General features: G+C 59.3%; 15 protein-coding genes. 7 read left to right on the forward strand and 8 right to left on the reverse strand.

Annotated features, from left to right (window positions below; all coding sequences use genetic code 11):
• Positions 1-2 precede the first annotated feature (2 nt).
• The gene (locus tag V8J84_RS12500) at positions 3-128 is read left to right on the forward strand and encodes a hypothetical protein (protein WP_339931608.1); all 126 of its coding nucleotides are present in this window, start codon (positions 3-5) and stop codon (positions 126-128) included.
• Here V8J84_RS12500 and tyrS read toward each other — a convergent pair.
• Positions 125-1375, reverse strand: a complete 1251-nt coding sequence (gene tyrS, locus V8J84_RS12505) for a tyrosine--tRNA ligase (protein ID WP_339931610.1) — start codon at positions 1373-1375, stop codon at positions 125-127. The two genes, V8J84_RS12500 and tyrS, sit on opposite strands and share 4 nt — an antisense overlap.
• A gap of 63 nt (positions 1376-1438) precedes the next feature.
• On the opposite strand from tyrS, the gene V8J84_RS12510 reads away from it, so the two are divergent.
• Entirely contained in the window at positions 1439-2551 is a 1113-nt protein-coding gene (locus V8J84_RS12510; RefSeq protein WP_339931612.1) for an anhydro-N-acetylmuramic acid kinase, read from the forward strand.
• Positions 2552-2572: 21 nt separating this feature from the next.
• On the opposite strand, the gene V8J84_RS12515 is transcribed toward V8J84_RS12510, so the two are convergent.
• On the reverse strand, positions 2573-4147 hold the full coding sequence (locus V8J84_RS12515) for a trimethylamine methyltransferase family protein (RefSeq protein ID WP_339931614.1): 1575 nt from the start codon (positions 4145-4147) through the stop codon (positions 2573-2575).
• 409 nt (positions 4148-4556) lie between these two features.
• Here V8J84_RS12515 and V8J84_RS12520 point away from each other — a divergent pair, with 409 nt between their 5' ends.
• The gene (locus tag V8J84_RS12520; RefSeq protein WP_339931616.1) at positions 4557-5174 is read left to right on the forward strand and encodes an outer membrane protein; all 618 of its coding nucleotides are present in this window, start codon (positions 4557-4559) and stop codon (positions 5172-5174) included.
• Between the two features lie 21 nt (positions 5175-5195).
• Here the strand turns inward: V8J84_RS12520 and V8J84_RS12525 are convergent, their stop codons facing one another.
• The 5 genes from V8J84_RS12525 to soxR are packed head-to-tail and all read right to left on the reverse strand — an operon-like array spanning position 5196 to position 9668.
• Positions 5196-6062: a TPM domain-containing protein gene (locus V8J84_RS12525; protein WP_339931618.1), complete on the reverse strand. Its 867-nt coding sequence runs from the start codon at positions 6060-6062 to the stop codon at positions 5196-5198.
• Between the two features lie 4 nt (positions 6063-6066).
• Positions 6067-6882: an isocitrate lyase/PEP mutase family protein gene (locus tag V8J84_RS12530; RefSeq protein WP_339931620.1), complete on the reverse strand. Its 816-nt coding sequence runs from the start codon at positions 6880-6882 to the stop codon at positions 6067-6069.
• A gap of 12 nt (positions 6883-6894) precedes the next feature.
• Positions 6895-7944: a bifunctional transcriptional activator/DNA repair enzyme AdaA gene (locus V8J84_RS12535; RefSeq protein WP_339931622.1), complete on the reverse strand. Its 1050-nt coding sequence runs from the start codon at positions 7942-7944 to the stop codon at positions 6895-6897.
• A 50-nt stretch (positions 7945-7994) separates the two neighbouring features.
• A complete protein-coding gene (locus V8J84_RS12540; protein WP_339931624.1) occupies positions 7995-9176 on the reverse strand; it encodes a pyridoxal phosphate-dependent aminotransferase in 1182 nt (393 codons plus the stop codon).
• Positions 9177-9209: 33 nt separating this feature from the next.
• Entirely contained in the window at positions 9210-9668 is a 459-nt protein-coding gene (gene soxR, locus V8J84_RS12545; RefSeq protein ID WP_339931626.1) for a redox-sensitive transcriptional activator SoxR, read from the reverse strand.
• 259 nt (positions 9669-9927) lie between these two features.
• Between soxR and V8J84_RS12550 the strand changes: the two genes are divergently transcribed.
• Positions 9928-10314 (forward strand): VOC family protein, encoded by a 387-nt coding sequence (locus V8J84_RS12550; RefSeq protein WP_339931628.1) that lies wholly within the window; start codon positions 9928-9930, stop codon positions 10312-10314.
• Here the strand turns inward: V8J84_RS12550 and V8J84_RS12555 are convergent.
• Entirely contained in the window at positions 10305-10646 is a 342-nt protein-coding gene (locus V8J84_RS12555) for an MmcQ/YjbR family DNA-binding protein (protein WP_339931630.1), read from the reverse strand. The genes V8J84_RS12550 and V8J84_RS12555 overlap by 10 nt on opposite strands.
• A 36-nt stretch (positions 10647-10682) precedes the next feature.
• Here V8J84_RS12555 and V8J84_RS12560 point away from each other — a divergent pair, with 36 nt between their 5' ends.
• From V8J84_RS12560 to cimA, 3 genes are all read left to right on the forward strand, one after another.
• Positions 10683-11210, forward strand: coding sequence for a DUF1697 domain-containing protein (locus V8J84_RS12560; RefSeq protein ID WP_339931632.1), 528 nt, complete (start codon positions 10683-10685; stop codon positions 11208-11210).
• A gap of 156 nt (positions 11211-11366) precedes the next feature.
• The gene (gene cysS, locus V8J84_RS12565; RefSeq protein ID WP_339931634.1) at positions 11367-12818 is read left to right on the forward strand and encodes a cysteine--tRNA ligase; all 1452 of its coding nucleotides are present in this window, start codon (positions 11367-11369) and stop codon (positions 12816-12818) included.
• On the forward strand, positions 12818-14437 hold the full coding sequence (gene cimA / locus V8J84_RS12570) for a citramalate synthase (RefSeq protein WP_339931636.1): 1620 nt from the start codon (positions 12818-12820) through the stop codon (positions 14435-14437). The genes cysS and cimA overlap by 1 nt, the downstream gene beginning before the upstream one ends.
• Positions 14438-14450: the final 13 nt, after the last annotated feature.

Raw genomic sequence — 14450 nt, forward strand, 5'->3', positions numbered from 1 at the left:
CCATGACGAAAAAGAATTCAGTGTATGGCGTGACAGCCAAACCACCGCGCCTGACCGTGCTCGCACTTTTTATCATTGCAAGCGCGGTCAGCGTTCCGGTCTGGATCGTTCTGACCTTGGCGTTCTAGCCAAGCTGGATCAGTGCGTGCCGTTTTTTGCCTGCTGACAGTTTGACCGGCTGTGCCAGCGCGTCTGCGGTCAACATCAGTCCTGCATCGGTCAAGGGCGCGTCGTTCAGACGTGCGCCATTCTCAGCGATCAGGCGCTTGGCCTCTTTCCCGCTGCCCGCAAGACCGGATTTCACCAGCGCCTGCACAATAGAAAGCCCGCCGCCTAGATCGGCAGGCGAAAGTGTCAGGGTGGGCAGGTCATCGCCCACGCCGCCTTTTTCAAATACTTCACGCGCAGTGGCCTCGGCTGCCTGTGCGGCTTCGGCGCCGTGCAGCAGGGTCGTGACCTCATTGGCCAGAATGATTTTGGCCGCGTTGATCTCGGACCCTTCCAAAGCGCCCAGACGGTCACATTCTTCCACCGGCAGTTCGGTGAAAATCTTGAGGAACTTGCCTGTGTCGGCGTCTGTGGTGTTGCGCCAGAATTGCCAGAATTCGTAAGGGCTAAGCATATCGCCGTTCAGCCAGATCGCACCACCCTGACTTTTGCCCATTTTGCGGCCATCACTTGTGGTCAAAAGCGGGGTCGTCAGGCCGTAAATCTCGTGATCCAGAACGCGTCGCGTGAGGTCGATCCCGTTGACGATATTGCCCCACTGATCCGATCCGCCCATCTGCAAAAGGCAGCCATAGCGGCGGTTCAACTCGAGAAAGTCGTAGGCCTGCAGGATCATGTAGTTGAATTCGAGGAATGACAGCGATTGTTCGCGATCCAGCCGCGATTTCACGCTTTCAAACGACAGCATCCGGTTCACGCTAAAGTGCCGTCCGATATCGCGCAGGAATGACAAGTAGTTCAGCCCGTCCAGCCACTCCGCGTTATTCAGCATCAAGGCATCTGCATCGCCGTCACCATAGCTGAGGTATTTCGCGAAAACCTTTTGCATGCCGTCGATATTGGCCTGAATAGCGGCATCATCCAGCAGCGGGCGCTCATCTGCGCGAAAGGATGGATCGCCAACCTTTGTGGTGCCGCCGCCCATCAGGGTGATCGGCTTGTGCCCGCATTTTTGCAGCCAGCGCAGCACCATGATGTTCATCAGGTGACCCACGTGCAGTGATTTGGCTGTCGCATCATAGCCGATATAGGCGGGCACCGTGCCCCGCGAAAACGCATCATCCAGCCCCTGATAATCGGTGCAGTCGGCCAGAAAGCCACGCTCTATCATGATCGCGATAAATTCGGACTTGGGGTGGTAGGTCATTGGCTTGTTCCTGACGGTTGGTCGGTGCAGTCTATAGCCATGCGCAGCCGCAAGGGAAAGACCATGTTGGACAAAGGACCGGTGACAGTTGCGGGGGCGATGTCAGGCACATCGCTTGATGGTGTGGATGCAGCCCAGATTGTGACAGACGGGCACCAGATCATCGCATTTGGCCCTACCGCCTACCGTCCGTATTCGGCGGACGAACAACAGATATTGCGCGGTGCATTGGGCCAGTGGCCCGGTCCCGGTCTGGTCGATGTCGCAGAGCTGATCGAGACGGTCCATGCGCAGACACTGTCAGGCTTTACCGAAGCGCAGTTGATCGGGTTTCATGGTCAGACCTTGGCCCATGATCCGGCGAACGGACGCACACACCAATGCGGCGATGGCGCGGTGCTCGCACAGGTTCTGGGGGTGCCTGTGATCTGGGATTTCCGCAGTTCCGATATCGAGATGGGCGGGCAGGGCGCGCCACTGGCCCCGTTCTATCACTTCGCGCTTGCCAAATGGATGAAGGCCGACCAGCCGGTTGCATTTCTCAATCTGGGTGGCGTTGGTAATCTGACGTGGATCGACCCGCGCCAACCGGCCCCCGAAACCGAAGGGGCTTTGCTGGCGTTTGATACCGGTCCGGCAAATGCGCCGCTCAATGACCTGATGAAGGACCGCACGGGACAAGCCTACGACAAGGATGGTGCAATGGCTGCGTCAGGCGTGGTTGATGACGCGATCATCGCGCAGTTTTTGCGCCACAGCTTCTTTACAGTGATGCCGCCCAAGTCGCTGGACCGCGACGCTTTCGCAAATCTGGTGGCCGCCGTCGAGCCATTGGCCACAGCCGATGCCGCCGCCACCCTGACAGCCGCCATCGCGATGAGCGTCGCACAGGGGATGCAGCACTGTCCTACAGCCCCGTCCGAAGTGCTTGTCACCGGTGGCGGGCGTCAAAACCCGACATTGATGGCGATGCTGCGTGACGCGCTGGCGTGTCCGGTGCGCACGGTTGAGGAGGTCGGTCTGGACGGCGACATGCTTGAAGCGCAGGCCTTTGCCTATCTGGCTGTGCGCGTCGCGCGTGGTTTGCCGACGTCTTGTGCTGGCACAACCGGCGTGCGGGCCGCCGTGTCGGGCGGTATCCTGAGCACGCCGGACCCGTCGCTTCTTGCGGTCTGAGAGTTGCCGATAGCAGACGGGTCAGTCTCCGGTTGGCAGGTGGATTTTGAAGCGCGCACGGATCGCAGCATCAAGCTGCGGGTCAAATGCTGCGGCAGACGGACCCGCCAGAATGGCATCTTTCCGTGCCGTGGCCTCGGTCAGCAAATCAGGTTTACCTTTTTCGTCCCATTCCTTGGGTGATGTCCGGTCTGATACCACGGGATAGACATATTCAGTCTCCATCAACCCCAGCGTCTGATCGGACCCAAGATAGTGGCCCGGCCCGCCGATACAGGTGTCACGCATCGTCTCAAGCCCGATGGTGTCGTCATTGACCTCGATCCCGCGCACGCAGCGCATCGCCTGTCCCAAAAGATCGTCGCCCAGCACGAGCGACTCCAGACAGAACCCAAGAAGTGAGGCATGCATGCCAGCCGCCTCATAGACCATGTTTAGCCCGGACAATCCGGCCATGACATTGGAACACATCTGTTCCCAGCCAGCCTGCATATCAGGCAGCTTAGCATCGGCGATCCCTGCCGCAGCGCCACCTGGCAGGCCGTAAAACTGGTGCATTTGGGCGCAACCGGCAGTCAGCAGCGCCTGTTCGCCTGATCCGCCGGACATCGCACCGGTCCGAAGGTCCGATACAAATGGCCATGTGCCAAAAATCGCCGGATGGCCGGGTGCAATCGAATTTACATAAACCACGCCTGCCAGACATTCCGCGACGGCTTGCACAATGGCTCCGGCGATGGGGGCAGGGGCCGTGGCACCGGCTTGCCCTGCCGACAAAAGCAGCACCGGCATGCCAGCGGCAATGCAGCCTTCCATCACCAGACAGCTTTCGGTGGCAAATTTCATCGGCGGCACAACAAAGCAATTTGAATTGCTCAGAAATGGACGCGCGCGCCATGCAGCTTCACCGCCTGCGATCATGTGCAGCATCTCGACTGCCGGATGTACAAAATCAATCTCGGTGAACGATGTCCCGATGTGTTTCATCGTGCCCGAGCAACTTGCATAGACAGTGTTGTAGTCCATCTCGCAGTTATCAAGAATATCACGGGCCACGAGCGGGCGTTGCAGAAAGTGGATGTTGTCCAGATTTTGCACCAACCGCGCCGCGTCATGCAGGTCTTTGAGGGTGCTTTCACGATATTCGCGTCCGTGGGCGTCTACCATATGAACCGCAGCACCTGCCGTGCCATAATGGACGTTGGTTCCTGACAAATGCAGGTCAAACTGCGGATCGCGGCCGTGCAGGGTGATATTGCGCGCCGCGATGGCCAGCATGTCTTCCACCAAGGCCCGTGGAAAGCGCAAGCGCCCATCGTCGCCCAAGAGCGCACCAGCCGCTGTCATGGCAGCAACGCCGCTTGGCGGTGCGTCGGCCAGCCCGATGTCTTCAAGCGCAGTCAGCGCGGCTTCGTGGATACGTGCGACATCGGCATCGGACAAAGGGCGGAAGGTGCCGCCAGACATGCCGGGGCGGATGGGCCGTTTGTCGTCACTCAGCGGGGCTGCGCGCATGGCATGGCGGGCCGCACGCCCACCTGAGCGGGACGGGCGTCCGATGGGTGAGGACGGGGCGTTCAACGTGGTATCGGTCATTTTGCAAAGTGCTCCTGATGGTCTGAAAACGAGGGGTTTCAGATCAGGACGGACGCCCGCGTGCAGCACGTCCGCGCCGCGCGCCAATGGTGCGAAAAACCCGTGTCGCAATCGCGTTTTCAGGGCGCATGAGCGATCCTTTCATCGTCTGGCCTCCCGCGCAGACAAGGAAAATAATGCGGAATTTAGACTGCCGGTCTTGCCCAATAGCGACGGGATGTCGCTTTCGGGATGCGGTGGAAAAAGAAACTTTTGCGTGAGAATTGCCCTGAAAGACCGCAAAACTGGCGTCTTTCAGCCGACATCACGGTGATCCGGCAGACTGTCGCCAAGTTTCGGTGCGTGACGTTGAACGAAAACCCGACGGGCGTAGTTAACAAGCCGTAACGAACAATAAAGGAGACATATCATGTCGACATTCAACAAATTCACGCGGGCAGCAGTGGTCGCAATTCCGGCAGCATTCGCAGGCGTCACAGCACAGGCTGGCGGTCTCGCAGAGCCAGCCATCGCACCCGTAGCCGTTGCACCGGCCCCCGTCTACGTTGCACCAACAGGACGCGACTGGACCGGTTTTTATGTCGGTGGCTCGCTGGGTTACGGTCAGCTTGAAGGCGACGGCCTTGGCGATGATTTCAGCGGCACGATCTACAGCGGCCATGCCGGTTACAACTACGATCTGGGATCTTACGTGATCGGTGCCGAGCTTGAAGGCACCTTTGGTCAGATTGATGACGACACATCCGGGCTCGACTTTGAAAACGTGCTGCGTGCCAAAGCACGTGCGGGTTATGACGCGGGCGTGTTCTTGCCCTACGTGACAGCAGGTTATGCGCAGGCAACTGTATCGGCGGGTGACGCTGACATTGATGACAATGGCTATTTCTATGGTGCCGGTGTCGATTATGCGGTCACCGACAGCATCACCGTTGGCGGCGAAGTGCTGCAACACGAGTTCAATGACTTCAACGGCGGCAGCGATGTCAGCGCACTGACAGCAAGCCTGCGCGTGTCATACAACTTCTAAACTAATGACACGCGGGAGGTGCTACCACTTACCGGATGCGCCGCCCCCGTCAGATTTTCCGCCGTCGAAATCCGGATCATCGGATTTCGGCGGCGTTTTCTTTGACAGGGTGAAGGGCTCGGCTGTGGTATGACCGCAGGCTCCGCAGATGGTGCGGACTTCGCCGTGGCCCTGCGCTTCAAGCGTGGCATCCTGCAAAACGACGCGCTCTTTGCTTAGCTCGGTTTTGCCACAGGCAGGGCATGGGGTGGCTGCCAGCTTAGCGGCCTGCATCCGACCCCATGCGACCGCCGCCGCGATCACAGCACCGATACCGCCCAGAATGTACCAGAGCACGTTCCCACCACCTTCACCGTCTGTTTGGTCATCGCCGCTCAATGCGGGATCAGTCACAGTGGTATTGCGCACCAGACGTTCCGCGATTGCGGTCGCGCCAGCCTCGATACCGGCTTCGAAGTTATCGTTCTGAAACTCTGGAATTATGACCTCAGAGATGATGCTCTGCGCGCGGTCTTGCGCATCAGCGTCGTAGGCCGCACCCGTTTCCAGCCGCAGTTGCCTGTCATCGCGGAACACCAGCAAAAGCACGCCATCGCCATCATCCGCGTTACCGATGCCCCATTCATTAAAAAGCGCTGTGGCATAATCCGGCACAGTCATATCGTTGGCATAAAACTGCACCGATGACAGCGTGACGATAGTGGCCTGCGCGCCTGTATCGGTCTCAAGATCGCTCAGCGTTTCGGTGATCCGTGCTTCTGCTTCGTCCGACAGCATATCGGCAAAATCGTTAACGGTCTGGGAAGCGGGTTCCGGAAAGATCTGGGCTGACGCTTGGACGGCGAACCCCACAAAGGCCGCCGCCAAAATGCACGCTGAAATACGCATGGACTTATTCCTTTTGTAATAATCCATCCACGATATCACCGGAAATGCCTTTGCCAAGTCGGGTAAACGTGCCTTTTTCGAACATTTCAGTGGCCGCATCGTAGATCGTTTTATGCACCGTGCGGGCAAGGGCAGAGCCGAGCGACAGGCGCGCGACCCCTGCATCGGCAAATTCGGCAAGCGTCTGTGCCGTGTACCGACCCGCGACCAACGCGTTCACGGGCACCGGAACCGCAGCGCAAAGCTTTGCCAGATCGTCCATGGAATTGGGGAGCGGCGCATAGACCGCATCAGCACCCGCGTCGGCAAAGGCTGTGCAGCGGGCGATGGCCTCATCAATGTCATAGCCGCCGGTCATGATCCCGTCGGCGCGGGCCGTCAGCACAAAATCATGGGGTAACGCCTTGGCTGCCGCGGCAGCGGCCCTGATCCGCTCAACGCTCAGCTTCGCATCATAGGGTGTCTGCGCTGGCAGCGCCGTGTCTTCAATGCATATGCCGGCAAGCCCGACCTCAGCCGCAAGACGGACTGTTTCGGCACAGGTTTCCGGATCATCGCCAAAGCCGTTTTCGAAATCCCCCTGCACAGGCAGGTTTGTGGCACGCACGATGTCTTCGGCATGTGACAATGCCTCGTCCCGCGTCAGGGTGCCGCCATCCGGGCGCCCCAGCACATAGGCGTGGGCGGCCGAAGATGTGGCCAATGCCTGCGCGCCAAGCGACTGGAGCATTTTGGCTGTGCCAGCGTCCCAGACGTTGGCCAGAATAAACGGGCGTCCTGGCACGTGAAGCGCACGGAATGTTTCGGCAATATGGGTCATGGTCAGGTCCTTTCAGACGAATTTCTTTTCAATTGCGATGAGTTGATCCTTGCGCCACAGCCCGCCGCCATAACCCGTCAGGGCGCCGTCAGCCCCCAAGACCCGGTGGCATGGGATGACAATGGCGATCTGGTTTGCACCATTCGCCCGCGCAACGGCGCGTGTTGCGGTGGGGCGGCCAATGTCCTGCGCGATCTGCCCGTAGGTGCGCACCTGTCCCGCGGGGATGGTGCGCAAATAGTCCCAGACTGAACGGGTAAAGCTGCTTCCTGCTTTGGCAAGCGGAGTTGTGAACCGGGCATCCTGTCCCGCAAAATAGGCAGCCAGTTCGGCTTCGACTTGATCCGTTGGCTTGTGCCGCCCCAATCCGATGCCGGAGGGGTGCGCTTGGATAAGGCGTTTCAATTCGGCTGGCAGCGCCTTGCGATCCGCAAATTCCAGCAAATGCAGCGCGTGTGCATCGCTGACAGCCACCATCGCCCCAAGCGGGGTGTCGATCCAGTCAGCCCGCAGCAGCGCATCCTTGCGAAACTGCGCGGGAGAACCACCAAGAAGGCGGGCAAAGGCGGCCCGAAACGCGCTCGGGCTGTCAAATCCAGCAGCCAGTTGCGCATCAATTACACGGCCCGTATCGCCAAGCGTGGTAAAGCCACAGGCCAGACGGCGCTGCCGTGCCATTTCCAGAAACGTCATCCCGAAACTGCGTTTGAAGGCCCGCCGCACGGTCGAGGGGTCAAATCCGCGCTGTGCGACATCATCTTCGGACCAACGGTGGTCGGGGGCGGTATCCAAAGCGCCCAGTAGCGTCGCAATCACCGGATCGCTCGCACCTGCTGTGACAAGCGGGTGACAACGCCGGCAGGGCCGAAATCCCGCGGTGATACAATCAGCGGCGCTATCAAACCATTTGCAGTTTTCGGCCTTGGGTTTGCGGGCCGGGCAGGTCAGACGGCAAAAGACGCCGGTGGTCGCGACACCAACAAAGGCCCGTCCGTCATAGACAGGATCGCGGGCAATCAGCGCATCATACAGCGTTTCGGGGTCGGGCAAGGCAAACAACATGCCAACAGACTAGGCGATTCTATTGCGCCCTGCCGCCCGATTTCGGGTGTTTATTGTTTTTTCGCGGCTTGGTCCTGTGCGAAGGCGACGATCCGTTGGATCGCTGCTGTGTAGGCGTCATCCGCTACAGTCATGGCGACGCGCACATGGCCTGCGGCTGCTTTGCCAAAGCTTTCGCCGGGCATCACGGCAATATTTTCGGCGTCCAGAAGCGCCTCGGCAAAGGATTCGCCGCTTTGTCCGGTCGCGCGGATATCCAGCATGGCGTACATGGCCCCGTCCACGGGAACCGCAAGCACAGCGTTCTGGCCTTCCAGCGCCTTGAGCGTCAGGTGGCGGCGGCGGGCAAATGGCGCGCCAACCTCGTCTTCAAGCGCTTGACCTGCGTTGAGGGCGAATGTCGCAGCATCCTGAATGAACCCCGGCACACCGTAGGTGGTATGCGTCGCAAGATTGGTAAGATGTGCAATCATGTCAGGCGGGCCGCAGACCCAGCCCACGCGGCTGCCTGTCATGGCGTGGCTTTTCGACATGGAGCCAACGACCAGCGTGCGGTCTGCCATGTCGGGCAGGGCGCGTGGCGACAGATGCGTGCCGCTCCAGACCTGTGTGTCGTATACTTCGTCCGAAATCAGCCAAAGATCATGCGTGCGGCAAACCTCTGCGATGCCGTCCAGCGTATCACAGGTGTAGATCACACCGGTGGGGTTATTAGGCGTATTGATCAGGAGCGACTTGGCACCATCTGCCTGCGCCGCGACATCTGCCGCTTGTGGCTGAAACCCGTGGTCTGGCGTGGCTGCGATTGGCACTGGCACGGCACCCACACCGCGGATCGTGCCGGGGTAGGTCGCGTAATAGGGATCAATGAAAAGCGCCCGGTCACCTTCGTCACAAACGGCGTGATGGCTGGCAAACAAGGCCGCCTGTCCGCCGGGCGTAATCATGATGTTATCCGGTGTGGTAGCCACACCCGTCCGCTTTGCAATCCGGTCCGCCACGGCCTGTCGCAATGCGTGTGTGCCCGGCACGCTGGCATAGCCCGTATGCCCGCCTTGCGCGGCCTGATCCATCGCATCCAGAATAGAGGGATGCGTCCGGATATCATGTTCGCCGATGGTCAGTTCTGTGACAGGCAGGCCAGCGGCAACCATCTGGCGGGCACGGTAAAACAGCCCCCAGCCGTCGGAGCCGCCACCAGTGATGTGCGATATGCGATGTGATGCTTTCATAGGGCGCAGGGAAACGCCTGCGCGGCCAAAGTGTCAACCCGCCGGAATTGGCAAATTACGAGGGCCGGGGCCGTCTTTGCCCAAGACATCGTCGGGATTGTAAAGCTGGCACGTATCAAGGCTGAGACACCCGCACCCGATACAGCCGTCCAGCTTGTCACGCAAAGCCTCTAGTGCCGCGATGCGCGCGTCAATGCTGGTGCGGAACTGTTGGGAAATGCGGGCCCAGTCGGCTTTGCTGGGGGCCTTATGGGCCGGCAGCTTTGTCAGATGACCAGCCACTTCGGCCAACGGAAATCCCATTCCGGTTGCAGCCATCGTAAAAGACAGCCGCCGGATATCCGCGCGCCCGTACCGCCGATGCCCACCTGCATTGCGAACCGGAGCGACAATCCCGTGGGTTTCGTAAAACCGGATGGCCGAGACAGCCAGCCCTGTGCGGGCGGCAAGATCACCGATGGTCAGTCCTTGGGACGGTAATTTGGAAGCCATAGCAAAAACCTCTTGATCTAAAGTGCACTTGAGGAACGAGAAAGGATTCGCACACAAATATCCAGAGGAATGATGATCATGCTAAATCGCGCCAATCAAAAATACTGCGCCAGTCCCCGCCACCTTGTCACGCTGGCCCGAGACGGCCTGGGCTGGGGCCATGATGTCGATTGCGGCTGCTTTTACGTCGAGAGGCCACAGCGGGCGCTTGGCCCTTTGGGACGGATCATGCAACGCTTTACAAAGAGGAGCTAATCCAATGGCAAACTTGGAACACATCAACATCACGGTCGCGGACCCGCATCAGACTGCGGCGCTGTTTGATACGCTTTTCGGCTGGCACATCCGTTGGGAGGGGCCAACCGCTGCGGGAGACGGCTATATGATCCACGTGGGCAGCACCGACAGCTATGTGTCGCTCTATAAGCCCGACGGGGGCGTGTCGGGCGATGCCAGCGACGGGCGGTGGTCCGTAAAGGGCGGGATGAACCACATCGGCGTGGTCGTCGATGATTTTGCAAAGACCCGCAAGGCGGTGGAGGCGGCAGGCTATACCGTGCACGGAGAGCCGGTGTACGAACCGGGGCGGCGTTTCTACTTTTTCGAAGACAACGGGATCGAGATCGAAGTCGTCAGCTATGCCTGATCCAAAGCGGCTTGGGCCTTTTTCGACAGGCTCGCGCGGATGATGTCGTAGGAAACATGAATGCGGTGGCGCAATTCGTCCTCAGCGGCGTCAAGCGGCACCGCGACCCATCTTTTGTGCAGATAGGCCGCCTTTTGAGCTGCACCTGCATCAATGAGCATCTGCGCTGTCTCAACACTGTCCGTCTTGACCGACACTGATTCACCCATAGCGCCAACAATCGCAAAGAGCTTACCGCCGACCTTCCAGCTGTCATGGCCGTCGCCCAGCTTGTGATCAAGCGTGGCACCTGCATGATCGGCGCAAAGGCGGTTGACGGTGTCACGTGTCATAGCGCTATGGTGCTGCAAAAGAGGAAGGGCAGCAAGATGGCAAAATGGGTGGCGCTTTTGCGCGGTGTGAATGTCGGCGGCAAAAACAATGTCCCGATGGAACGACTGCGGGCCGCTTGCACTGGTGCGGGGCTTACCGGCTTGCAAACCTATATCCAGTCCGGCAATCTTGTGTTTGACAGTGACAAGACTGCCGATGCGCTGGCACAGGTCCTGCATGGCGTGCTGACGTCCGAATTTGATCTGACGATCCCGATCCTTGTTTTGCCGGATCACGTGTTCCAAAAAATGCTGGCGGCATGCCCGTTTCCTGAAAGTCGGGGAAACCTGGCGCACGGGTATTTCTGCTTTTCCGAACCGGGATTTGATGAACAGGCGTATGAGAGCCTGAAAACACTTAGCGAAGAGGTGCAGATCAAAGGCACCGTCGTCTGGCTGCATGCGCCGGATGGGATCGCTGGGTCAAAACTGGCGGCGCGGTTTGAAAGCGTGATCACCGACACAATCTTGACGGGCCGCAATCTCAATACCATTCGCAAGATCGCGGAAATGCTGGACGGATAGCGTTTCGGCTGCTACGCCATCCCCATGAAAAGCGATGCGATCATTATTTGTTGCATTATTACCTGCTGACATCCGTCGCGGGCCGCTTTTTCACGTTTCATATAAAGACTGAACAAAGTAAGCCCGCAGGCGCAATCCGTACCCTTGCGAGGCCCTATGACCATCCGACTGCACAACACCAAGACCCGCCGCAAAGAAGACTTTGCGCCGATTGATCCGCAAAATGTGCGGATGTATGTCTGCGGGCCGACGGTCTATGACCGTGCGCACTTGGGCAATGCGCGGCCTGTGGTGGTGTTTGACGCGCTGTTCCGGTTGTTGCGCCACACCTATGGCGCGGATCACGTGACCTACGTGCGCAACTTCACGGACGTGGATGACAAGATCAACGCAACGGCTTTGGCGCGTCAACAGGCGGGTGCTGCTGGCACGCTTGAGGATCTGGTGCGCGAACGCTCGGACGAGACCATCGGCTGGTATCACGCAGACATGGACGCGCTGGGCGCATTGCGGCCTAGCCAAGAGCCGCGTGCTACGGAATTTGTAGGCCAGATGATCGCGATGACAGCCGCACTGATCGAGAAGGGCCACGCCTACGCCAAGGACGGCCACGTGCTGTTCCGCGTGCGGTCCTATGAAAACTATGGCGCTTTGTCGGGGCGGTCAGTGGACGACATGATCGCAGGTGCGCGGGTCGAAGTGGCACCTTTCAAAGAAGACCCGATGGATTTTGTTTTGTGGAAGCCGTCAACCGACGATCTACCCGGCTGGGATAGTCCGTGGGGTCGTGGTCGTCCTGGCTGGCATATCGAATGTTCCGCAATGGCGGCTGAATTGCTGGGCGAAAGCTTTGACATCCACGGCGGTGGCAACGACCTGCAATTCCCGCACCACGAAAACGAGATCGCGCAATCGGCCTGCATGGGCCACGGCTTTGCCAACGTCTGGCTGCACAACGAGATGTTGCAGGTGGAAGGCAAGAAGATGTCCAAATCACTGGGCAACTTCTTCACGGTTCGCGACCTGCTGGATAACGGTGTGCCGGGTGAGGTGATCCGCTTTGTGATGCTCTCCACCCACTACCGCAAGCCGATGGATTGGACCGAGAAGAAGCGCGGTGAGGCCGAGGCGACTCTGCGTGGTTGGTATCAACTTCTGCTGGATCACGGTTTCACGGCCAAGCTGGTTGCGGATATGAAAGCCGAAGGCGCTTGGAACGCGGATGCCGAGTTTGTCGGCGTGCTGGGCAATGATCTGAACACATCGGGTGCCATTGCGCGGATGCACGTGATGGCCAAGAACAAGACAGCCGCGACGCTTGTGGGCTTCGCGCATGCGCTTGAGTTGCTGGGTTTGATCGGCGATTGGGCGGACTTGCCCGATCTGGCGCAAGCGGATGCTGCTCCGGCGGTTGATCCTGCAATCGCCGCAAAGGTCGAGGCATTGTTGGAACAGCGGAAAGCGGCGCGTGGGGCCAAAGACTTTGCCGCTGCCGATCAGGTGCGCGATGTCCTCAATGCAGCGGGCGTTCAGGTGTCGGATGCTGGTGGTGCTGTGATGTGGACGCTGAGTGCGGATTTTGATCCGTCCAAGCTGGAGGGCGCGTAATGAGCCGTGATCGCCTGTATCTTTTCGACACCACTCTGCGGGACGGGCAGCAGACACAAGGTGTGCAGTTCTCGACCTCTGAAAAGCAGCGCATCGCGCGGATGCTTGACGATCTGGGTCTCGACTATATCGAAGGCGGCTGGCCGGGGGCGAACCCGACAGACAGCGACTTTTTCGACGCCGCCCCGAAGACCCGCGCCACCATGACCGCCTTTGGCATGACCAAACGCAGCGGGCGATCTGCTGAAAACGATGATGTGCTGGCGGCTGTGGTGAATGCGAAAACGCCTGCGGTGTGTCTGGTGGGCAAATCAAGCGCATTTCACGTAACGGACGCGCTGGGCATCACGCTGGAGGAAAATCTCGAAAACCTCAGCGCTAGTTTTACGTATCTCAAGACGCAAGGCCGCGAGGCGCTGTTTGACGCGGAACACTTCTTCGACGGCTACAAAGCGGACCCTGATTACGCGCTCAAAGCTGTGCACGCGGCGTACACTGCGGGTGCACGGTGGATTGTGCTGTGCGACACGAATGGCGGCACTTTGCCTGATGAGATCGCAGACATCGTGAAGGCTGTGATCGCCAGCGGCATCCCCGGTAATCATGTCGCCATCCACACCCACAACGACACCGAAAATGCGGTCGCAGGATCGCTCGCCGCTGTGATGGCCGGTGCGCGCCAAATCCAAGGGACGCTGAACGGGCTGGGCGAACGCTGCGGCAATGCAAACCTGACGTCGATCATTCCAACGTTGTTGCTGAAAGAACCCTATGCGAGCCTGTTCGAGACGGGCGTGACACCGGACGCCCTGCAAGGCTTGCGCCGTGTGAGTCGCACGCTGGATGACATCCTCAACCGCGTGCCGCGCAAACAGGCGGCTTATGTGGGATCAAGCGCGTTTGCGCACAAAGCGGGCCTGCATGCCAGCGCGATCCTTAAAGACCCCACGACTTACGAACACATCGATCCGGCCAGCGTTGGCAATACACGCATCGTGCCGATGTCCAATCAGGCGGGGCAGTCGAACCTGCGCAAGCGTCTGGCTGACGCGGGCCTCAGCGTCGAAAAAGGTGATCCCGCGCTGACCCGCATCCTTGACCGTATCAAGGAGCAGGAGGCGAGGGGCTATTCCTACGACACCGCACAGGCCAGTTTCGAGTTGCTTGCGCGCGAGGAACTGGGACTGCTGCCAGAGTTTTTCGAGGTGAAGCGATACCGCGTTACCGTGGAACGTCGCCGCAACAAGCGCGGGCACATGGTTTCGATCTCGGAGGCGGTTGTGGTCGTCAAGATCAATGGCGAGAAGGTGTTGAATGTGTCCGAAAGCATGGGCGCGGACGGCACCGACCGTGGTCCTGTGAACGCACTGGCCAAGGCGCTGGCCAAGGACCTTGGCCCATATTCCGCGATGATCGAGGACATGAAGCTGGTCGATTTCAAAGTGCGCATCACTGACGGCGGCACAGAAGCCGTAACCCGTGTCATCATCGACAGCGAGGACGGGCAGGGCCGCAGCTGGTCCACCGTGGGTGTGTCGGCAAATATTGTGGACGCGTCATTTGACGCGCTGCTGGACGCGATTAGATGGAAGCTGGTGCGCGACGGGGCGAAGGGCTGAGTTTTGAGTATTT

Origin of the sequence: Yoonia sp. 208BN28-4, from assembly GCF_037543925.1 — a bacterium.
Classification (GTDB): domain Bacteria; phylum Pseudomonadota; class Alphaproteobacteria; order Rhodobacterales; family Rhodobacteraceae; genus Yoonia.

What these genes read in the sequence shown, in the direction of transcription:
- V8J84_RS12500 (WP_339931608.1), top strand. Translation starts at nt 3, where the DNA reads ATGACGAAAAAGAATTCAGTGTATGGCGTGACAGCCAAACCACCGCGC.
- tyrS (WP_339931610.1), bottom strand. Translation starts at nt 1,375, where the DNA reads ATGACCTACCACCCCAAGTCCGAATTTATCGCGATCATGATAGAGCGT.
- V8J84_RS12510 (WP_339931612.1), top strand. Translation starts at nt 1,439, where the DNA reads ATGTTGGACAAAGGACCGGTGACAGTTGCGGGGGCGATGTCAGGCACA.
- V8J84_RS12515 (WP_339931614.1), bottom strand. Translation starts at nt 4,147, where the DNA reads ATGACCGATACCACGTTGAACGCCCCGTCCTCACCCATCGGACGCCCG.
- V8J84_RS12520 (WP_339931616.1), top strand. Translation starts at nt 4,557, where the DNA reads ATGTCGACATTCAACAAATTCACGCGGGCAGCAGTGGTCGCAATTCCG.
- V8J84_RS12525 (WP_339931618.1), bottom strand. Translation starts at nt 6,062, where the DNA reads ATGCGTATTTCAGCGTGCATTTTGGCGGCGGCCTTTGTGGGGTTCGCC.
- V8J84_RS12530 (WP_339931620.1), bottom strand. Translation starts at nt 6,882, where the DNA reads ATGACCCATATTGCCGAAACATTCCGTGCGCTTCACGTGCCAGGACGC.
- V8J84_RS12535 (WP_339931622.1), bottom strand. Translation starts at nt 7,944, where the DNA reads ATGTTGTTTGCCTTGCCCGACCCCGAAACGCTGTATGATGCGCTGATT.
- V8J84_RS12540 (WP_339931624.1), bottom strand. Translation starts at nt 9,176, where the DNA reads ATGAAAGCATCACATCGCATATCGCACATCACTGGTGGCGGCTCCGAC.
- soxR (WP_339931626.1), bottom strand. Translation starts at nt 9,668, where the DNA reads ATGGCTTCCAAATTACCGTCCCAAGGACTGACCATCGGTGATCTTGCC.
- V8J84_RS12550 (WP_339931628.1), top strand. Translation starts at nt 9,928, where the DNA reads ATGGCAAACTTGGAACACATCAACATCACGGTCGCGGACCCGCATCAG.
- V8J84_RS12555 (WP_339931630.1), bottom strand. Translation starts at nt 10,646, where the DNA reads ATGACACGTGACACCGTCAACCGCCTTTGCGCCGATCATGCAGGTGCC.
- V8J84_RS12560 (WP_339931632.1), top strand. Translation starts at nt 10,683, where the DNA reads ATGGCAAAATGGGTGGCGCTTTTGCGCGGTGTGAATGTCGGCGGCAAA.
- cysS (WP_339931634.1), top strand. Translation starts at nt 11,367, where the DNA reads ATGACCATCCGACTGCACAACACCAAGACCCGCCGCAAAGAAGACTTT.
- cimA (WP_339931636.1), top strand. Translation starts at nt 12,818, where the DNA reads ATGAGCCGTGATCGCCTGTATCTTTTCGACACCACTCTGCGGGACGGG.